Raw genomic sequence first — 21,116 nt, forward strand, 5'->3', positions numbered from 1 at the left:
GGATGCACGGCGGACTTCACGTCCGACGGGCAAGAGCCTCTGAACCGGGAACACCTCATGTGTTCCTGGTGAATAGGCTCGGTTCCTGAATCCGGCTTTACGATTTCACTTAGCGTATTCCAGCGCAAGCCCTCCGCGTCCCCAGGGAGATACAAAAGAACCCGGCCGCCCGGAGCGTCCCCGGATACCGCCTACGGTTCCAAGCCATAAGCAGCGGCCATACGATGCCTCAGGGAAGAGTGCTAAGTGAGTGCGGCAGCCCTTGGCGAATAGGCTCGGTTCCTGAATCCATCCTTCGGATTTCACTTAGCAGCAGCCAGCGGCAAGCCCTCCGCCTGCCGAGGACAGATCATCCTCCCCCCATCCCCGGCAGAGCCGCGGCCGTCCCTATCCGCAAGTCCTCAATCCCCCCGCCCGGACCGGCAGGCCCGCAGCCAGACCATCCTCCCCACAACCACTTCGGTCAGCAGTCCCACCCCTTTATATTAAAATCAGAATTTTTTTAAGAAATTTGTTGGCTCTGCTCCCTTTTATGTGATATCATAGAGAAGGAAAATGTGAAAATTGAATAATGTAGAAGGAGGTCAATGAATGAACGACAACAACATTTCTAAAATTACCCCCGAAATCCTGGACCTCGCGAAAATGTGCGTGGATACCAGCCTCATTAATCCTGAACTGTATACGAAATATGAGGTGAAACGTGGATTACGTGATATCAGCGGAAAAGGTGTTCTGGCCGGTCTGACCGACATTTCCGAAATCCGATCCTACACCATCATCGACAGTGATATGATCCCCTGTGAAGGTAAACTTTTCTATCGTGGTATTGATATCGAAGAAATTGTCAAGGGCTTTATCAAAGAAAACCGCTTCGGTTTTGAAGAAGTAACTTATCTCTTATTATTCGGTAATCTCCCCAATCAACAAGAATTAACGAACTTTACAGAATTACTGGCTAATTATCGGACACTGCCCACCAGCTTTGTCAGAGATATTATTATGAAAGCTCCCAGCGCGGATATGATGAATACCCTTGCCCGAAGCGTATTAACGCTGTATGCTTATGACAGCCAGGCGGAGGATACTACCATCCCCAACGTATTGCGGCAGAGCCTGCAGATGATCAGCCTCTTCCCGCTGCTGTCCGTATACGGCTATCAGGCGTACAGCCATTATCACGACGGAAAAAGCCTGTTTATCCATTCCCCGCAGCCGGAATTGTCCACTGCGGAAAATATCCTGCATATCCTGCGGCCTGACAGCAAATATACGGCGCTTGAGGCCAAATTGCTGGATCTGGCTTTGGTGCTGCACATGGAACACGGCGGTGGAAATAACTCTACGTTTACCACCCATGTAGTCTCTTCCTCCGGAACGGATACCTACTCTTCCGTGGCGGCGTCCCTCGGTTCCCTGAAGGGGCCTAAGCACGGCGGGGCCAATATCAAAGTCGTTAAGATGTTCGAGGATATGAAAGCTACGATTAAGGACTGGACCGATGAAGAGGAAGTCAGCCGCTATCTGCGGGCGCTTCTGCACAAAGAGGCTTTTGACAAGGCCGGCCTGATCTATGGTATGGGGCATGCGGTCTATTCCCTCTCCGATCCCCGGGCCAATATTTTTAAGGCTTTCGTGGAAAATCTCTCCCGGGAGAAAAACCGGATGGATGAATTCGCTCTCTATTCACTGGTAGAACGCCTGGCGCCTCAGATCATTTCCGAAGAGCGCAAAATCTATAAGGGCGTAAGCGCCAATGTGGACTTCTACAGCGGCTTTGTCTACAGCATGCTGGATCTTCCCACGGAACTGTTCACGCCGATCTTTGCTATCGCCCGCATCGTAGGCTGGAGCGCACATCGGATCGAGGAACTCACCAACGGCGGTAAGATTATCCGTCCTGCCTATAAGAGTATTGCAGTACATAAACCCTACTGTCCTTTGACGGAAAGAGAGTAAACAGGTATGATAGATACAGAGAGCATCACTCTGAAAGGTGATCCGCTCTCTGTTTTTCTGTCTGCGCCCCGGCTGCGGGGCAACGCTATTTTCCGGAGGCAAGGGATACTCATGAAAAAAGGATAACCGCTATTTTTAAATATCATAAAGAAATGTAAAAAACAGAGCGGAATAGCCTTAGGCTATACCGCTCCGCAAGAATGTAATTGCCGCATTACCAAAAAGTTTTCATCGCTTTTCTGGTGCAAAGGGCAAACCACACCAGGGCCACAAAAAATACAATCATCCCAAAAAAGAGAGTACTCCCTATCTGGAGAACAAAATCATTGATCAGGCAGATTCCCCCGTAAACCGTCGTAAACAGGGCAAAGATCAGTGTCCTGGGCCCCATGTAGGACAGATATCCCGGAAGATCCTTACATTTCTTCATATCCACATCCTTGGATACCAAAAATCCGGTCTTCACTTCCCCTTTGGCCTTCATCAGATACCACGCATACAGGCAGTAAATACCGCAGCCAAATACAATCACATCCAATAATACAAACATACTGTCCATATTTTTACATCCCTTCTTATTTTATCCCCAGAAAGTTCTTTACGGTGTTCTGCATCTGGTCTGCGTCGCAGACATCCCTGTGCAGTACCGGCGCGCTTCGGATATCTTCGATCGCCTGCGGCACGGGAACTCCGGAAATTTTCTCTAATTCGTCTACCAGCTCAAAATCCGTCATAGCGTCATATTTCGGATCAATGGCATCCATCACGCTTCTGGTAAATTTATACGGACTGGCTGTCGAGGCGATCACCGCTTTTGTCTCATCGTGAGTGTCCGCCTTGTATTTTTTGTATACTTTAGCCGCTACCGCAGTGTGAGGGTCGATCACATATCCTGTATCCTCATAGATCTGGCGGATAACCCCGGCAGTTTCTTCCTCTGTGGCAAAATTGCCGTAAAAATCCTTAAGCTCTGAGCGCATCTCTTCCGTAATCCCGTATTTTCCGGTTGTTGAAAGCTCCTGCATCAACGCCCGGTTCTTATCCGCGTCCGCGCCGGCGATTTTATAAATCAGCCGCTCCAGATTACTGGAGATCAGAATATCCATGGACGGGGAGGAGGTGAGGACGAACTCCCTGTTTCTGTCATAGTCTCCGGTCATAAAGAAATCAAACAGCACTTTGTTTTCATTGGATGCGCAGATCAGTTTATCAATAGGCAGCCCCATCTGTTTTGCATAATAAGCAGCCAATATGTTTCCGAAATTTCCGGTGGGAACCACGACATTTATTTTTTCATTTTCCGTGATCTGTCCATTTGCGAACAGCTTCGCGTACGCATAGACATAGTATACGATCTGGGGCACCAGACGGCCGATATTAATGGAATTCGCGGAGGAGAACTGGTATCCCGCCTGATCCATCAAAGCCGCAAGGGCTTTATCGTTAAACATGGCCTTCACGCCGTTCTGGGCGTCATCGAAATTGCCATGAATGCCAACTACGTATGTATTGTCACCCTTCTGGGTCACCATCTGCTTTTCCTGAATCGGGCTGACGCCGTCCTTCGGATAAAAGACAATAATCTTTGTACCCGGTACATCCGCGAAACCTGCCAGCGCCGCTTTTCCGGTATCTCCTGATGTGGCTGTCAGTATCACGATCTCGTGATCCACCTGATTCTTTTTTGCAGCCGTTGTCATCAAATGAGGCAGTATCGATAGGGCCATATCCTTAAAAGCGATCGTAGAACCGTGAAACAGTTCCAGATAATAAGCGCCGTCCGCCTTCGCAAGGGGGGCGATTTCCTCGGTATCGAATTTACTGTCATATGCGCTGTTGATACAGTGCTTTAACTCTTCCTCCGTATAGTCCGTCAGAAATAACTTCATGACTTCATAAGCCGTCTCCTGATAGCTCATGCGCGCCAGCGCGTCTAAGCCGGTTAAAAGCTTTGGAATCTCTACCGGGACAAATAAGCCGCCATCGTCGGCAAGTCCCTTTAAGACAGCCTCTGATGCTGTCACCGTGATATCCGAAGTTCTCGTACTTTTGTATAGCAACTCCATACTTCCCATCCTTTTCTCTGAATCGAATCCATCGATTTTTGATAATGTCTGGCGACATTATAACATACTCCACCACTGCGCACAAGTAAAACAGACTGTCTGCGTAAAGAAAGAGTTTCGCTTGCGAAACTCTCCGCCTGCGGCGGGCCGCGTAAGCGGCATCTTCCTTTCCGCCGCAGTGCGATCCCCCGGAGGGCTTTTATTCCATATGCGCACTTTCATATGGAATAAGAAAAAGAAGCGCGCCCGAAAGCGCCGCCCCTTTAATAAAATGTATAAAATTCATGTCCACCGTATGCCTGCAGCCACTGCAGATTATTGTCAAACCAGCTCATATTGGTGGGATCTGCAAAGGATCTCGCGGAAAAGAACAATGCCCCCTGCGAATAATCCTCCCCCTCCAAAGCTCTGTCAACAGCCTCAATGGTACTGTCTGTGACCGTCACTTTGTTGAGCCTTCCATCAATCGTGGGTGAGAATTGAGCCGTTCTTCCATTCTTCTGGAACACGACTTCGGTTACCGTATCCGGGAACCTGGGATGATTCACCCGGTTGATGATGACATCTGCGACCAGGATCTTTCCTTTGATATCAGAACCTGTTGCTTCCGCCTCTACGATTTTAAGTAAGTTCTCGTAATCGTCGCCGTTAAGTGGGATGACCTTCCGGCTCTTAGCTGCCTCTTCGGCAGTCTGCGTAACTACGTCTGCTGCTGATCTGGGTACTACCTGCGCGGCCTGTGGAGCCGCCGTATTACTCCCTGTTTCCTCATCTTGTGGTGTTTCTATTAAAACCTGCGCTTTTGCTTCCGTAACACTTTCTTCTTCCAGCCCATCCTCCAAAGAGGTATCCGCCTCGGCAATTCCTGTCGTTATCGCTTTGTTTTTACCGGCTGCGGCGAAGCTGCCAGAGTGAAATGCAACCATGGACAAAATGATGGTACCTGCGGTTATAATCGCACAGGTGCGGTAGCATTTTTTAGGAATTCCTCTTAAGAATCCCCAGACTCTGTGAAGAAACGAGTGTAAAGTCCGCATTTTTACGCCCCCTTCTATTCAATTTCTCATTCTGAAGCTTTCCTCCTTATCTCCCTCAAAAACCAGATTTGCGCCACGACATGATTTGAATTATAAAAAATACACGTTTTAAAGTCAATAATCATTTCCAAAATTTGGTAATTAAGTCCAGAAAGTAATTTGGGCTTATCTATTTCATGTAATTCCTTATAAAGAATCACATTTATTTTTTTTAAATTTTATCAAACATAACCGTAATATTCCCAGCGCTATATTAAGAACTTGTAAATTATTTTTCACACATTTTTAATATATTATTCATTTTTTCTAAAAAATCCACTGGAAATATAAAAATCGTCCTCCTTTCCATTAGGTGTTTCTTCCTATATAAATAGTAATCGATAACAATAAAATCCCTTTTTCCGACTCATTGTCTGAAAAAGGGATTCGATCTTTACCGTATCTTATTTTTTAAATTTTTATTTTTCAGCTTATCTACCGCTTTCCTTTAAAGCTCGTCCACCAGATACCCGGCGATATTATTCGCATGGTCTGAGATCCGTTCCAGATTGCTGATAATATCCAGGAACACCACGCCTGATTTAGCCTGGCATTCTCCGGTGGAAAGACGTTCGATGTGCTTGCTGCGCAGTTCCTCTTCCAGATCATCCACATCCTCTTCGTATTGCACAACTTTGCGGACGTACTCCATGCTCTCCTCGCTTCGTGCCTTAAGCGCGCTCGCCAAACTGTCCAGCACGATTTTCATCAGATCCTTCATCTCTGTCTGCGCCGTATCGGAGAACAGGATATCATTGTCCTTTTTAAATCCGGCTAATTCCGCAATATTTTCCGCGTGATCTCCCACCCGTTCCATATCGCTGATCGTATAGAACAGATCGTTGACCACTTGATGCTGGTCCTCGGTCAAAGACAGATTGCTGATTTTCACCAGATATTCCGTTATGATTTTTTCCATATTGTTGATGGTCGTCTCTGTCTTAAACACCTGCTGCGCCTTCTCCGTATCGTTATTCAAGGCGGAGTCAAAGGCCAGGTTTACGTTTTCGTATACCACCTCACCCATATGGATCACCTCCGCCAGCACGTTCTCAACTGCAAAAGACGGCGTTTCGAAGATACGGGGATCCAGATGGCGGAGCACTGCCTCGTCTTCCCCCTCTGCAACCGCAAGAGGTTCCGTCTCCTCCTTGACGATTAAGCCGGAGAGCTTGACCAGATAATTTGCAAACGGGAACAGCAGGACGGTGTTCGTCACATTGAACACGGTATGGAACACGGATATCTGCACACTGTTAATCGTTCCCGTGGCAAAGCTCGGCCGAAGCGAAAACAGGATGAACATAATAATACCGAACAGCACGGCCCCCATCACATTGAAGAGCAGATGGATAACAGCCGCCCGTTTTGCCGTCTTATTCGCGCCGGCACTGGAGAGCAGCGCCGTAACGCAGGTACCGATGTTCTGTCCAAGCGTAATGTAAACCGCAGAATTCCAGGTGACCACGCCGTTTAACGCCAGTGTCTGGAGGATACCGACAGACGCGGAAGAACTCTGAATGATCGCCGTCACCAGAGCGCCGGCCAGAATTCCGAATACCGGATTGCTTCCCAATGTTTTAAATATGGTTGCGAAAATCGGCGCGTTCCGGTATGGTGTGATCGCACCGGACATAAAACTCAGACCAATGAACAATACTCCAAAACCGACAGCGATCTCACCGATCTCCCTTTTTTTCTCTCCCTTTGTGAATATCATCATAAAAGCCCCGATACCGATAATCAACGGAGCTATGAATTCAGGCTTGAAGAATGCCCCCCACTCACTCATGGATACAATCCAGGCCGTAACCGTGGTACCGATATTCGCACCCATGATAACGCCAACCGCCTGTGTCAGATTCAAGATACTGGCGTTTACAAAACCAACCACCATAACCGTGGTGGCAGAACTGCTCTGAATGATGGCCGTAACCAAAGCACCCACTATGACTGCCAAAATACGGTTGTTAGTCAGGAAACCCATCAACTGTTTCATTCTGTTTCCGGCTGACTTCTGGAGACCGTCGGCCATTACATTCATACCATACAGGAACATACCCAGACCGCCGACAAACCGAAACAGCATCTCTATGTCTTCAAACGACATATTCCCTGATCCCTCCTATTTTCATAATATGCACATGCATTTTAATTCTACTAAAGATAGATGTTATGCGCAAGGCTAACTTTTCAAAATTACAAATTTTTGTCAAAGGATGCAAAAAATTCTAGTGTAATGACGAAATTTCTCCATATACTATTCTCGTAACAAACAAAACAAAAAAAAACAGATCCCCAACAAAACTATATGGTAGATCTGTAATTCAAGGAGGAATTTATTATGTCAAATCGTTCTTCTAATCGTGCAGTAGTACCGGAAGCTAAAGGAGCTTTAGACAGATTCAAATACGAAGTAGCAAGCGAACTTGGTGTTCCTTTGACTGATGGTTATAATGGTAACCTGACTTCCAAACAGAACGGTAGTGTCGGCGGTTATATGGTAAAGAAAATGATCGAGGCACAGGAAAGACAGATGGCAGGGAAATAAACCGGCGTCTGAAGTCAATCTCTGAAATGAAAATCTGATTGAGAGGGTTTGTTGTATGCGTCACGCTGCGGCAGGCCCTCTTCTTTTGGTTTAAAAAATAAAAAATCAAATGGAAATTTTTCCGGTTCCCCGGTTTATGTATTGGTTCAGACGCCTTTGAAGGGCCGCATGTTCCGGTGCAGACAGGGTTTCGTCTTCCTCCATGAGGGCTGCCGCGGCCTCGCTTGCCTGCTTAAGCACATTCACGTCGGTGAAGATATCCCCGATGCGGAATTCCAGCAGGCCGCTTTGACGGATGCCGAAGAGATCGCCAGGCCCTCTAAGCTTCAGGTCTTCGCTTGCGATGTGAAAGCCGTCGTTGGACTGGTTCAGTATGTTTAAGCGTTTCATCGTCTGGGCCTGCTCATTCCCGCTTACGAAGATACAATAGGACTGGTGTTCCCCTCTGCCAACCCGGCCCCTCAGCTGGTGCAGCTGGGCCAGGCCGAAGCGTTCGGCGTTTTCTACCATCATGACTGTTGCATTTGGAACATTCACCCCTACTTCCACTACGGTAGTGGAGACCAGAACCTGGATCTCTCCGGAGGCGAAACGTTCCATGATGCTGTTTTTCTCGGCAGGTTTCATCTTTCCGTGGAGATATTCGATCTTGATATCCGGGAGAACATCGCGCAGACGCCTGGTGTAGTCGATGACATTTTCCGCTTCGATGGATTCGCTCTCTTCCACCATCGGACAGATAATGTAGGCCTGCCTGCCGGCTTTTATTTCGCGGGCTATAAACTCATAAGCTTTTGGACGGTAGCCGGTGCCTACGACACAGTTTTTGATGGGACGGCGTGTGGCCGGGAGTTCGTTGATCACGGAGACATCCAGATCTCCGTAGATGATTAAAGCCAGGGTCCGGGGAATCGGGGTGGCGCTCATGACCAGAACATGAGGCTCCCTCCCCTTGTTGGAGAGCGTCTCCCTTTGCCGGACGCCAAAACGGTGCTGCTCGTCCGTGACGACCAGGGCCAAGTCCTTGTAATTGACTTTTTCCTGGATAAGTGCATGGGTTCCGATGATGATGTCGGCTTCCCCGCTTTCTATCAGTCCGTAGGCTTCCCTCTTTTCTTTTGCCGTCATGGAACCGGTCAGAAGAACCGGACGGTACGGAAACCGGCTGCTTGCGATAAGACTGTGAATGGATTCATAGTGCTGGCGTGCCAATACCTCCGTGGGTACCATCAGCGCTCCCTGGTAACCGTTGCCCGCCGCCAATATCAGGGCCAGGACAGCGATAATCGTTTTGCCGGAGCCTACGTCTCCTTGTATCAGGCGGCTCATTACCTTATGCCCTGTCATATCGCTTTGGATCTCCTGCCAGACCTTTTGCTGGGCGCCGGTTAGTGCGTATGGCAGGCCGGATATGAGCTGATCGGTCTGGGGAACCGGCTTTATGGCGAAAGCGTTGACGGATTCCACCGCTTCCTCCCGCATCCGGCGAAGGGCTAATACAAATAAAAAGAATTCTTCAAAAACCAGACGGTGTCTGGCCTCAAGCAGACTATCCTGGTTCATTGGAAAATGAATGTTCTGAATCGAATAATTGTATTCCGTCAGATTGCATTTATTCCGGATTTCTGCCGGAAGGAATTCCGTATAGACGATCCCGGACTTCAATGCCTGAGTGACCGCGCGCACGATGGCCGAATTACCAAGTCCCGCAGTCAGGGCATACTGGGGCCGCATCGTACCCGCGATCTCCATATAGGCGGCTACGGTGAACAGCTCCGGCTGATCCATGGTCAGATGTCCGTCTTTGCTGACCACTCGTCCCCGCAGGATGTATCTGGCGCCCTGCAGAAGCTGTCTGCTCAAAAAAGGCATGTTGAACCAGGTCACCTGCAGGACACCGCTTGCATCGGCGGTGCGCACGGTTAATATCTGAAGGTTTTTGACCTTTTTCTGCTGTACCCTGCCGTTTATGGCCACGGACACTGCCTGTACCTTTTCAGGAACCAGTTTCGCGACCGGGACAGGCTCCTCATAGATGTCATAGGCTCTTGGATAGTATTCCAGCAGATCTCCCACGGATATTACATCTATTTTCCGGAAAAGCTGGGCCGTTTTTGGACCCACGCCCTTTAATTCTTCTACACTGCTTTCTCTTTCCATTTGCATTCTCCAGGTGGATTTTTCTTTTTGATTCTCCGGTACATAAAAACAGGGGCGGACAGATGCTTTCTACTCCCATCTTATGCGCCCCTGTACATTTATTGTTTTACGGTCGATCCCGTTTTTGTTTATTCTACGGATATTACATAGTAATAGATCGGCTGGCCGCCAAAATTCACTTCAATATCGTAGTCCGGATACGTTTCTTCCAGCCGGGCCGCCAAAGCCTCCGCGGTCTCCTCGCTGATATCCTCTCCGTAGTATACGCTGATCAGTTCCGAATCTTCATCCGTCAGTTTTGAGATCATATCCATGGTAACGTCCTGAATCTCTTTCCCTACAGACAGGATCTCGTGATCGCCGATTCCCATAATGTCGCCTTCGCTTATCTCTTTCTCATCGATATGGGTATCGCGGACAGCGTAGGTTACCTGACCGGTTTTTACTTTTTTGATCTCTTCCAGCATCTGGGCTTCATTGTCCTCGGGAGATTTCTCCGGCACCATGTTGATGACCGCGGTAATTCCCTGGGGAATGGTCTTGGTCGGAATGACGATGATGTCTTTGTCCTTACACAAGGCCTTGGCCTGATTTGCCGCCAAAATGATGTTCTTGTTGTTGGGAAGAATGAAGATATGCTCCGCGTTTACTTTATCGATAGCCAGCAGCATATCCTCAGTGCTGGGGTTCATCGTCTGACCGCCCTCGATCAGATAGTCCACTCCCAGTTCCCTGAATATTTCCCCGATGCCGTCTCCGATCGAAACGGATATGAATCCGATCTCCTTCTTCGGCATCTCCTGCTCTTCTACTTCTTCTTTTTGCTGGGCCGCCACCTTTTCCGCATCTTTGATGAGTTTTTCCTGGTGCTCTTCCCGCATATTGTCGATCTTCATACTTGTGAGAGAACCGTACGTCAACGCCCTCTGGATCGCCAGACCCGGATCATTGGTATGTACGTGAACCTTCACGATACCATCATCCGACACGACAACTATGGAATCTCCGATCGATTCCAGGTAGGACTTGAATTCCCTCTCCGTCTCGTGGTCATAATGTTTTTCCAGCATAACGATAAATTCGGTACAGTAACCAAATTTGATGTCCGCCTCCGCCTGGGGCGTAATCCTGGTTAAGCCTTTGGAACCGGACGTCGCGTCTATAGTATAATCAATCTCCTTGCCCAGGAAGCCGTCAAACGCGCCTTTTAACACCTCGACCAGTCCCTGGCCGCCGGAATCCACCACGCCGGCCTCTTTCAGCACAGGCAGCATATCCGGCGTCCTGGATAACACATAATCGGCGTGCTTGATAATTTCTTCGAAAAAGACGCTCAGATCGTCCGTGGTGCCCACCAGTTCCGTCGCTTTATCCGCAGCCCCCTTAGCCACCGTAAGGATCGTGCCTTCCTTGGGCTTCATGACCGCTTTATATGCCGTTTCCACGGCTTTTTGCATGGCATTGGCCAGAATCATCATATCCAGCGTTTCATAGTCCCTGATCCCCTTGGTAAAGCCACGGAACAGCTGGGACAGGATTACCCCGGAATTACCCCGGGCCCCGCGCAGAGATCCGGAAGAGATCGCTTTCGCCACGGCATTCATATTACAGGTATCCAGACCCGACACCTCTCTGGCCGCCGACATGATCGTCAGCGTCATATTCGTACCCGTGTCTCCGTCCGGTACCGGAAATACGTTCAGCTCATTAATCCACTCTTTTTTCGCTTCCAGATTCTTTGCTCCGGCCAGAAACATCCGGGCCAGTATCTTCGCATCTATCGTATTTGTAACCACAACAAGTTCCTCCTTAAATTAATCTATCACTCGTACGCCTTCTACGAAGATATTGATTTTTTCGATTTCCAGGCCGGTGAATTCCTCTACCTTGTATTTCACCGTGCTGATCAGATTATCCGCCACCGCGGAAATACTGACCCCGTAAGAGACAATGACATGGAAGTCCAGGGTGATTTTATTTTCGTTGATTACTACATTTATGCCATGGGTCAGACTTTCTCTTTTCAACAGACGAACCAGGCCGTCTTTCATATTCACAGCAGCCATACCGACAATGCCAAAGCATTCTATGGCATTGGCGCCCGCATATTTGGCTATGACATCCGTATCAATGATTACTTCGCCCAATTGCGTATTCATATATCCTTTCATAGTATTACCTCCACACTTATTTTCTGGCAGCCAGACATACTTCTCTAGCTTATCGTTCATATTATACCCTGTTTCTATGAAAAAAGAAATCCCAATCTACTTATTTTTCATACTTTTTTTATTTTTCGCTTGCCAAACACGACTCTATCTGTTAAACTTATTAATGTTGCAAGTCGAAGTTTGACTTATTTTTCGGTGTTAGGAGGTGCAATTATGGCAAAATGCGATATCTGTGAAAAAGGCGCTCACTTCGGGCACAATGTGAGTCATTCCAATAGAAAAACGAACAAAATGTGGAAATCCAACGTGAAACGCGTGAAGGTAAACGTAAACGGAGCAGCAAGAAAAATGTATGTGTGTACTTCTTGCCTGAAATCCGGACGTGTAGAAAGAGCTTAAGAATGTTATGAAGGACCGCTGTGAGACAGCGGTCCTTTTTTAATTCATACGAGGAAAGTGCGCCTATGGAATAAAAAAGAGTTTCGCAAGCGTAACTCTTTTTTATTCCATATGTTCTGATTAGCTGCAGAAGAGATTATAGCCCAAGATCAGAAACAGGGCGACCAGTAGCAGCCCCAAAAGCCGGCTGGCCAACAGGAGCATGACAAGCATACCGATTCCCATCCAGAATAATATGAAACCGATCATTCTTCTCATGTCCCACCAACTTCTCTCCTGCGTTTGCTTTATTATATGCAGGAGCCGGACATTTCACCACTCGCTCTCCTGATAAACATAAGAAAACACCGCTGTTTCAGGATATATCTCTTGGAGAGTATATCCCGGACAGCGGTGTTTTTGTATGAATAACTATTTCATTTTTTTAATCCATCTCCGTGTAAGCGGATATGTCCTCGTCGTCCAAGGGGTCCGAATCAGCTTCATCGGAGGAATCCTTGCCGGAAGTGAACTTGTTGACGAAATCGGGAACCATATCCAGAATCTTGGTCAGGCTGTCCTGATTTTTTACGTTAACCAATTTGGTAGTTCCGTTGGAAATGACGAGAACCGCACTGGGAGCGATCTTTCCGCCCATTCCGCCTCCGCCGTTATTCTTCTTGTCCTCAGCGAATGCTCCGGCGGCTACGCCGAAGGTTACGTCCACCAGGGGGAGTATGATCGTATCGCCGACATGAATCGCGTCTCCAACCACCGTTTTTGTTGTGATGAAACTGTCCATTCCTTTAAAAAGTGACTCCATTGTGCTGTTGAAACTATTGTCTGCCATTTTTCTATACCTCCTTTGATCTGAATCGGGTTATGGTCATACGGATATTTTTATCCCGGTAAAGCCTGAATAAAGACAGCAGCAGAACGATCATCCGCACTCTTCCCTTCAGGTAAAGCTCACCTTCCAGAACCGCCTGTTCAAAGTCCGGAAGGATCTTTATATTATCCCGGTACAGGCTGTAAAAAATACTGGCCGCGCCCAGCGCGATGCCTGTGTTCGCCGGGTCTCCCAGGCCAAAATGCACATAGCCTTTCATTTTCTGCGGCCGGATGTGCTTTAAGATCTTCCAGATTTCACCTTTTCCGGCGGTTAGCGCTGCTTTTGTCTCTGCTTCTTTTAACACTTTTCTGTAGTAACCGATATTTTCTTTTACGTTCCTAATTCTACCACAGATTTCCAGGATTGTATATTTGATCTTTCGGAACCGGGCTTTTAGGTTTGGAATAAAATTCTTGATTGCCCGGATAAGGCGCTTGAACCGGTTTTCCTTCCTTTTTCTGCTCCGTTTCACATTCCCGGATGGCTCCGGCTGCTGCTTATTTTCTTCCTCCACATCCGGGCTTTCGCTCTCCGCATCCGGGCCTTTACTCTCCTCACCCGGACTTTTGTCCTCCGCACCCGGGCTTTTACTCTCCTCACCCGGACTTTTGTCCTCCGCACCCGGGCTTTTACTCTCCGTATCCGGGCTTTTACTCTCCGCCTCATGCTTGTCCGGCAATGCGGCGTTTAGCGGCTCCTGCTGTATTTCGTCTTCCTCTGAATGGTCCGCATTTTCGGCGGGACCCGTTTTTTCCTTCTCTTTCTTTTGTCTCTGTTTCCTCCGGACCTTTTTCTTTTTCGGCGGCCTGTCCTCTTTTGCCTCCAGGCGGATCGGGATGCCAAAGATCCGAACCTTTATGGACACTTCACCCTCTTCATAGAAAATTTTACCGCTGACTATATGCAAAAGCCAGTGGATATGGCCCATTGCCGAGATATCCCCGTTTTTTTCCACCCTGCCCCGGTACCGCACGGGGACCAGCAGCACCGAAAGCGCAAGCAGCAGGAGAAGCGCAACAATGCAAGCCAGCAGAATACCTATAATTTTAAGTATTACCAAAATAATATGTAGCATAACCTCACACCTGCCACTTTGTCATCTCTTTATTTTTTGTCTCTGTTGTATATAATCCCGGACTTTAAAATCCCCGGTTTCCTGGTACACCTGGAGTAATATGCGGGCGGCTGTCTCCACCGCCTCATCATATCCTCTGGCGATCCCTACGATAAAGGGCCTCTGTTTTCGAAAAGCCGGCTGCAGCATCAGGGAGCTGTGGAAGATGTCCAGCAGATCCACCCCGTTGGACGCCAGCGTGATCAGATAGATATCCGTCATTCCGGCGCCGTGTTTAATTTTCCAGATGATTCTGTTTTTCTTTTTTTCCGCCAGTTCTCCCACGTAGAGATCTCTGTACCAAATCATACATTATCCTTTCCGTATCTGCCGCCGCTATTTTAAACGCTTTTCCAAAGCATCCACTACTTCTTGTAACACCTTTACCCTGGCATAGTATTTGTCATTGCCTTCCACGATAATCCAGGGCGCGTAGGTGGTGGAGGTCCGGATCAGCATCTCGTCCACCGCTTTTTCATAGAGATCCCATTTTTCCCGGTTTCTCCAGTCCTCGTCCGTAATCTTCCATTGCTTGGCGGGATTCCCCTGCCGTTCCTTGAATCTGCGTTCCTGCTCTTCTTTATCGATATGCATCCAGAATTTCAGTACAATGGCTCCCGCGTTATACAGGTTCTCTTCGAACTGATTGATTTCTTTATATGCTCTCTGCCATTCTTCCGTCGTACAGAAGCCTTCGATTCTCTCAACCATCACCCTGCCGTACCAGGTCCTGTCGTAGATAGCGATATGACCGGCCTTGGGCACGGTCTGCCAGAACCTCCACAGATAATGATGGGCGTTCTCGATATCATTGGGCGCGGCCGTCGGATTCACCATATAACCGCGGGGATCCATATGGCTGGTCAGGCGCTTGATGGCCCCGCCTTTTCCGCCGGCATCCCAGCCCTCAAATGCCAGAACCACCGGAATTCTTTTTTTATAAAGAGCGCTGTGCAGCAGACTGATCTTTTTCTGCAGCGCGTCCAGTTTTTCCTTGTACTCTTCTTTGCTGTAGGAAAGGGACAGATCTACCTGGCTTAACATGGAGGATTTCAGAATAGCCGCCGATTTTCCATTGACCTGTGCATTCTCGTCCAGTTTGGCGTCCTTGTCCGCCTTCTGGGCCGCTCTTTTTTTATTCTCCAGCGCTTCTTTTAGACATTCTACCACAACAGTTATAATTTTAACAGTGGCAAATTCCCGGTCCATGGCTTCGATGATATTCCACGGCGCATAGTCGGTATCGGTCTTCTGCAGCATTTCTTCATTCATCTGCAGATATTTTTTATAATGTTTGTTCCGCTTTAAATCCCCCTCGGATACCCGCCAGGCAGTTTCCTTGGAATCCCTCAGGCGTTCAAACCTTTTCTTTTGCTCTTCTTTCGTTATATACAGGAAGAATTTCAGAATCGCAGTGCCGCCCTCGCTGAGCGTCTCTTCAAAATTATTGATTTCCTGATAAGCCTTCTCCAGTTCCTCCTCCGGAGTAATCCCCTCAAACCGGTCAATGAGCACCTTCCGGTACCAGCTTCTGTCGAAAATGGCGATTCTGCCTTTCTCCGGGGTCTTGGTCCAGAATCTCCAGAGAAACGGCCTGAGTTTTTCTTCCTCCGATTCCCCGTTGATCGCATGCACATGAAATCCCCTGGGATCCAGGCTCTGTATCAGCTGATTGATCAACGTCCCTTTGCCGGCCGCGCCCAGGCCCTCGAACACAATCATAACCGGGATTTTTTCGTTTCTGCACTCCCGCTGAAGTTCGGAGAGTTCCGCAGTTAACCCCTCCATGACTTCCTTGTACTCTTTTTTTCCCATCTTCTTCGTCAAATCAATCTTCTCCAACATAGGCCCTTCTCCTTTTCTTATCTATGATTATGACCACTATATCTATTATTTTACCAAAATAATCCAAATAATCATAGGACTTCATAAATAATTCACAGGAGCACTTTTTCCGCAAGGAAAAAAGGCTGTAAAAAACAGGCTGAACGCGAAGAGGCGCGGCTTAGTCATACCAAAGCCACACCTCTTCGCGCACCTTCCGGCGCTTTCTATTAAACAACTACATAATTTCAATCAGCTCTCTCCGGTAATCGGAAAAGGATTCGGCTCCGTCCCGGGTTACCAGGAAGCCGTCTTCAAACCGGACTCCCATTTTGTTCTCATCGTCGCCCAGATAGACGCAGGTGCAAAAAGTCATGCCTTCCTCCAGCGGATAATCCGAGTTGGACTCGATCCAGGGGTATTCCCCTTCCATCAGGCCGGTTCCATGGCAGGGTCCATACAGAAGATGCTGTTCCTGTCCCAACTCTTTAATCGCCTGGTAGTGGGCGTCGCTCACCTCTTTTGCATTGACTCCCGCGCGCGCTGTTGCCAGGATCGCCTTTTGACCGGCCAGGCTGGCTTCTATCAGCTGTCTTTGAGCCTCGGTGGCCTTTCCCATAACCACAGCCCTGCCGATCGTGGACGCGTATCCCTGATAACGCGCGCCGATCTGGATGTGCACCAGATCACCGGGCTGTATGACTCTGCCGCGGCAGCGGCCGATGGCCAGATTCGAGCCTTCACCGGCCAGTACCCAGCAGGGATAGGCTTCACCTTCCGCTCCTTCTTCGAACATGACGCTTACCGCGATTCCGCGCACCTGTTCCTCCGTCATCCCCACACGGATATTGTCCAGTACCTTGATCATAGCGCACTGCGTAATCCGGTAAGCCTCTTTCATACAAGCTATCTCAGCCGGAGATTTGATCGCGCGCAGCTTGGATACCAGAAGATCCGCCTTCACAAGTTCAGGGTTATCCATCTGTTTCAAAGCCTCATCAAGCGCCAGATATACCACATGGGAGATCAGGCAGCCGCCTACGATACCGATCCGTTTCGCCTTTTTCCCCTGCATGGCTTCCTTCATTACCTCGGCCATAGTACACAATACGGCTCCCGGATATTCCGGTTCCGAGGATTCCCGGAACGCCAGCACTTTTCTAATCTTAGCGATATGAGAAACGGAGCCCGCGAAGGTCTCGCTCTCCGGCCCGATGATCAGAATCGCTTCCCCCTCTGCCGGAATCAATACGCCCGCTACCTCGAAGCTGGGCCAATAATTGCTGTAATACCGGATATACTGAGGCTCCGCTTCATTTCCATAAGCGAATATCAGGTCCAGTCCCTCCTCCGCCATGGCTAATTGTGTTTTCTTAATCCGCTCTTCAAATTCCTGATGTTCGATTCTAGGTTTCATTTTTTCCTCCATTTCGCGTATGCACCCAATAGCAAAAGCGCCCCTATTAAATAGGCAAATTTCTCGCACTTTCCTCTAATATCCGGTTCCCATACGCTCCCATTAAAAAAGATCGATTAGTAGCAAAAAGGTAGTAAAACTTATTATGTACTCGAGTATATCTTCATCATAATATACTCGAGTATATTTTTCAATACATAATCACAAAAATTTATAAAATTTATTTAAAAACGGACTGATCTTTCTCACAAACTCATTAATATATTCTCAAACCCATAAGTATATTCTCCAACACATCAGTTACTCCGCCGGATTCTGGTATGCCCGCTGCCTGGAGTTTAGAGCTTAAATCCGCAGGCGGTATCCGTATTTCGGGATGTTCCCGGCCGCCGGATTCTTTTGTGTCTCCCTGGGAGCGCATAGGGCGGCTGGACATCCGCTTAGGGGAATCGAATAACCGGGTTCAGGATGCACGGCGGACTTCACGTCCGACGGGCAAGAGCCTCTGAACCGGGGGCAGTCGCATTAACTTAGTGTTCTTCCCGGGGCTTCGTATGCCCGCTGTTTACGGCATGGAACCGTGGGCGGTATACGGGGACGCTCCGGGCGGCCGGGTTCTTTTGTATCTCCCTGGGAGCGCATAGGGCGGCTGTGAATACGCTTAGTGAAATCGGAAAGCCGGATTCAGGATGCACGGCGGACTTCACGTCCGACGGGTAAGAGCCTCTGAACCGGGAACACATCACGTGTTCCTGGTTCAGAGGCTCGGTTCCTGAACCCGGCTTTTCGATTTCACTTAGCGTATTCCAGCGCTAGCCCTCCGCGCCCCCCAGGGAGATACAAAAGAACCCGGCCGCCCGGAGCGTCCCCGTATACCGCCCACGGTTCCATGCCGTAAGCAGCGGGCATACGAAGCCCCCACCAGCAAAGAAGATACCTACATGATCCTGGCCTCTAAAACCTTATTTTCAACTGTCTTGCCCTGGATACGGTTCAGCAGCATCCGAAACGAAAGTTCCGCCATATCCGGGGGCGGTATCACATTAATAATCTTCTCGCCCATGAACGAAGAGCCGTTAAACGAATAGAATCCGCCATAACCGATATCACGGAATTCATCTCCCATCGCCTTCATGACACCGAACAAAATTTCATTCGTAGTAGAGACGATGGAATCAAACGGAATCCTACCGTCCCTGCGTATTCTGCTGATCCATTCGTAAGCGTCCATTTCATTATACCAGTCATAAAACACCTGATCCTGCTTAAAGACAAGTCCATGGTCCTTAAGCGCCTTCTGAAATCCTTCCAGACGGCACTGTACCGTATAATCCTGCTCCGAAGTACCCACAAACAGCGGTGAAACATATCCTTTCTCCAGGATACGGTTCGTCAGGTCATAACAGACCTTCCTATCATCCACGGTCACGGTTGGAAACTGGGCATTTTTTACGATCCGGTCAAAAGCCACCACCTTGTAGGCGCTTTCATCGATCTCCGTATCCGTATAGGACACACAGGCTATGATCACCCCGTCCACGCGCCGGCTTTTCAGCATCTCCAGTATCCTGCGCTCTTTATCGACCTGCTCCTCCGTCACGCAGACGATCAGTCCATAATTGCTGTCATAAGCAAGCCGCTCAATTTTCCGTATAATCTCAATATAAAATGTACTGGAAATATCCGGGATAACCAGCGCAATCATATGGGCCGTCCCTGTTTTCAGCGACTGTGCCAGATTATTCACCACATATCCCATTTCCTCCGCCTTATTCCGTACCAGTTCGATTGTCTCTTTCCGGTAGCTGTACTGATCCAGTTTATTATTCAGAATATTAGATACCGTACACCTGGACAGATTCAATTCTCTGGCAATGTCCTTCATCGATACCATAAGCACCCTCCTGATAACATTTTATCTTACGAATTATCATCCATCTCCTGTTTTCCATATTAACATAAATTCAAACAGTGTGCATAGCTCTTATTTCAAAAGGCCCGGAACATCCTGCCTCGCTCTTTGGCGGGACAGGATGTTCCGGGCCCATCTTTATCTCAAGTCCGTATAATTATCAGGAAAAATGCCTCTCATACCTGTCCATTCTCAGCCGGGATAGCCCAAGGTAGCCATGTAAGCCATATTGTCCTGATTAATGTCGAGACGGCCGTACTGCACGACTACGTCCACGTCACTTCTGATATTCAGAGAATACTGCCTGCCGATTCCCAGTTCCAGTTCCCCGAAGACCGTCTGGTCATTCGTGCGAAATGCCTTCACCCGTCTGGCCGGCACCGTTAAAGGAAGACCAAGCACCGGTTCCCGGTCCGCAAAATACACATCGATCTCAACATGCGCATCTTCGTCATTGCAATTTAAAACCATAATGCATTCATGTCCCACATAATCATCCGCTCCGCCTTTTTCAACGGGAGGCCTGTATCCATCCACGATAAACCACGATTTATTGCCGTTCATATTCATTTCCTCTCTTTCGATCATAATTAAAACGATAGGTTCCGCCGTTCCTTCACAAAAGCATCAGACTTTCTTATAACTTCCCCCGCGCCATGCGTCGATCAATACAGCCGCCAGCAGAATCGTTCCTTTTATAATCTGCTGCCAGAAGCTTGAGATGCTGAGCATAGTCAGGCCATTGGAGATGGTGGTCAGCAGCAGCACGCCGACCAGCGTGCCCCAGACGTTTCCTTTACCGCCGTTGATGGAGGTTCCGCCGAGTACACAGGCGGAAATAATGGTCATCTCGTAGGTATCTCCTGCAGTGGGAAGCCCGGCGCCGGACTGGGCCGCCATCAGGATACCGGACAGGCCGGCGAATACGCCGTTCAGGATATAGACGCTTAAGATGGTCCCATCCGTATTGATACCCGCCAGGTAACCGGCTCTTTGGTTCGAGCCTGTCGCGTAGAGTTTTCTTCCGTAAGCCGTATATTTCGACAGATAGAACATGCCCAGATAAACGATGGCCATGATGATCAGGATAAATGGAATCGGGCCTACATAGCCTCTGCCAAGCCAGTTGAATTTGGCATTGCTGACCACGATGGATATACCGTTGTTGGTCAGATATGCAATACCGCGGATAATGGACATAGTCGCCATGGTCGCGATCATCGGCACGATTTTCCCTTTGGATACCAGCAGGCCGTTAATGGTTCCTACCGCCGCTCCCGCCAACAGAGCTATCAATACCGCTACCACAATCGGAACGCCCGCTTTTAATAACAGGGCGCTGATCATCCCTGTCAGTCCCATCACCGCACCGACCGAAATATCAATACAACCGCAAATCAAAACCAGCGTGGTGGCAGCTGCGGTAATTCCCATGATCGCTGAGTAAATACCTATATTAATAAAGTTTTTTCCCGAGAAAAAATTCGGTGACAGAATGGAAAAGATAATACACAGTCCGATATATGCGATACAGATCGTGATTTCGCTTCCCCCGCCTTTTTTGATTCGTTCTCTGATCGTTAAGCTCTTCTCCAT

Annotated in this window: 18 protein-coding genes and 1 pseudogene; 3 read left to right on the forward strand and 16 right to left on the reverse strand. The window is 48.6% G+C overall.

Translation table 11 applies throughout. From position 1 onward, the window contains the following. Positions 1-591 precede the first annotated feature (591 nt). Positions 592-1,959 (forward strand): citrate/2-methylcitrate synthase, encoded by a 1,368-nt coding sequence (locus tag KTH89_RS22875; RefSeq protein ID WP_158344168.1) that lies wholly within the window; start codon positions 592-594, stop codon positions 1,957-1,959. Positions 1,960-2,173: 214 nt separating this feature from the next. Here the strand turns inward: KTH89_RS22875 and KTH89_RS22880 are convergent, their stop codons facing one another. From KTH89_RS22880 to KTH89_RS22895, 4 genes are all read right to left on the reverse strand, one after another. Continuing rightward, positions 2,174-2,518 carry a hypothetical protein gene (locus KTH89_RS22880; RefSeq protein WP_158344167.1) on the reverse strand — a complete coding sequence of 115 codons (345 nt, stop codon included), beginning with the start codon at positions 2,516-2,518 and terminating at the stop codon, positions 2,174-2,176. Positions 2,519-2,534: 16 nt separating this feature from the next. Continuing rightward, complete coding sequence (gene thrC, locus KTH89_RS22885) at positions 2,535-4,025, reverse strand: threonine synthase (RefSeq protein ID WP_238723253.1); 1,491 nt, start codon at positions 4,023-4,025, stop codon at positions 2,535-2,537. A 263-nt stretch (positions 4,026-4,288) separates the two neighbouring features. Further along, complete coding sequence (locus KTH89_RS22890) at positions 4,289-5,062, reverse strand: cell wall hydrolase (protein WP_158344165.1); 774 nt, start codon at positions 5,060-5,062, stop codon at positions 4,289-4,291. A 487-nt stretch (positions 5,063-5,549) separates the two neighbouring features. Beyond that, positions 5,550-7,211, reverse strand: a complete 1,662-nt coding sequence (locus KTH89_RS22895) for a Na/Pi cotransporter family protein (protein ID WP_158344164.1) — start codon at positions 7,209-7,211, stop codon at positions 5,550-5,552. Between the two features lie 234 nt (positions 7,212-7,445). On the opposite strand from KTH89_RS22895, the gene KTH89_RS22900 reads away from it, so the two are divergent. Further along, positions 7,446-7,652 carry an alpha/beta-type small acid-soluble spore protein gene (locus KTH89_RS22900; RefSeq protein ID WP_158344163.1) on the forward strand — a complete coding sequence of 69 codons (207 nt, stop codon included), beginning with the start codon at positions 7,446-7,448 and terminating at the stop codon, positions 7,650-7,652. 105 nt (positions 7,653-7,757) lie between these two features. Here the strand turns inward: KTH89_RS22900 and recG are convergent. The 3 genes and pseudogenes from recG to KTH89_RS22915 all read right to left on the reverse strand — a co-directional run. Beyond that, positions 7,758-9,827, reverse strand: a pseudogene (gene recG, locus KTH89_RS22905) (ATP-dependent DNA helicase RecG); the annotation flags it as partial. Positions 9,828-9,940: 113 nt separating this feature from the next. After that, entirely contained in the window at positions 9,941-11,608 is a 1,668-nt protein-coding gene (locus KTH89_RS22910; RefSeq protein ID WP_158344161.1) for a DAK2 domain-containing protein, read from the reverse strand. 18 nt (positions 11,609-11,626) lie between these two features. Next, positions 11,627-11,983, reverse strand: a complete 357-nt coding sequence (locus KTH89_RS22915; RefSeq protein ID WP_158344160.1) for an Asp23/Gls24 family envelope stress response protein — start codon at positions 11,981-11,983, stop codon at positions 11,627-11,629. Between the two features lie 213 nt (positions 11,984-12,196). Here KTH89_RS22915 and rpmB point away from each other — a divergent pair, with 213 nt between their 5' ends. Continuing rightward, positions 12,197-12,382, forward strand: coding sequence for a 50S ribosomal protein L28 (gene rpmB / locus KTH89_RS22920; RefSeq protein WP_158344159.1), 186 nt, complete (start codon positions 12,197-12,199; stop codon positions 12,380-12,382). Positions 12,383-12,502: 120 nt separating this feature from the next. Here the strand turns inward: rpmB and KTH89_RS22925 are convergent, their stop codons facing one another. The 9 genes from KTH89_RS22925 to KTH89_RS22965 form a co-directional block, all read right to left on the reverse strand. Further along, complete coding sequence (locus KTH89_RS22925; protein ID WP_238723255.1) at positions 12,503-12,640, reverse strand: hypothetical protein; 138 nt, start codon at positions 12,638-12,640, stop codon at positions 12,503-12,505. A 166-nt stretch (positions 12,641-12,806) separates the two neighbouring features. Next, complete coding sequence (locus tag KTH89_RS22930; protein ID WP_158344158.1) at positions 12,807-13,211, reverse strand: GerW family sporulation protein; 405 nt, start codon at positions 13,209-13,211, stop codon at positions 12,807-12,809. Positions 13,212-13,215: 4 nt separating this feature from the next. Beyond that, entirely contained in the window at positions 13,216-14,328 is a 1,113-nt protein-coding gene (locus KTH89_RS22935; RefSeq protein ID WP_158344157.1) for a DUF2953 domain-containing protein, read from the reverse strand. Positions 14,329-14,349: 21 nt separating this feature from the next. Then, positions 14,350-14,676 (reverse strand): hypothetical protein, encoded by a 327-nt coding sequence (locus KTH89_RS22940; protein WP_158344156.1) that lies wholly within the window; start codon positions 14,674-14,676, stop codon positions 14,350-14,352. Between the two features lie 27 nt (positions 14,677-14,703). Then, on the reverse strand, positions 14,704-16,212 hold the full coding sequence (locus tag KTH89_RS22945) for a phosphate--AMP phosphotransferase (RefSeq protein WP_158344155.1): 1,509 nt from the start codon (positions 16,210-16,212) through the stop codon (positions 14,704-14,706). 217 nt (positions 16,213-16,429) lie between these two features. After that, positions 16,430-17,608, reverse strand: a complete 1,179-nt coding sequence (locus tag KTH89_RS22950) for a M24 family metallopeptidase (RefSeq protein WP_238723256.1) — start codon at positions 17,606-17,608, stop codon at positions 16,430-16,432. A gap of 937 nt (positions 17,609-18,545) precedes the next feature. Next, a complete protein-coding gene (locus KTH89_RS22955; protein ID WP_158344153.1) occupies positions 18,546-19,502 on the reverse strand; it encodes a LacI family DNA-binding transcriptional regulator in 957 nt (318 codons plus the stop codon). Positions 19,503-19,712: 210 nt separating this feature from the next. Then, positions 19,713-20,084, reverse strand: a complete 372-nt coding sequence (locus KTH89_RS22960; RefSeq protein WP_238723257.1) for a sensory rhodopsin transducer — start codon at positions 20,082-20,084, stop codon at positions 19,713-19,715. Between the two features lie 63 nt (positions 20,085-20,147). Next, positions 20,148-21,116, reverse strand: coding sequence for an ABC transporter permease (locus KTH89_RS22965; protein ID WP_158344151.1), 969 nt, complete (start codon positions 21,114-21,116; stop codon positions 20,148-20,150).

It is taken from the genome of Diplocloster agilis (assembly GCF_019042275.1).
Classification (GTDB): Bacteria; Bacillota; Clostridia; order Lachnospirales; family Lachnospiraceae; genus Diplocloster; species Diplocloster agilis.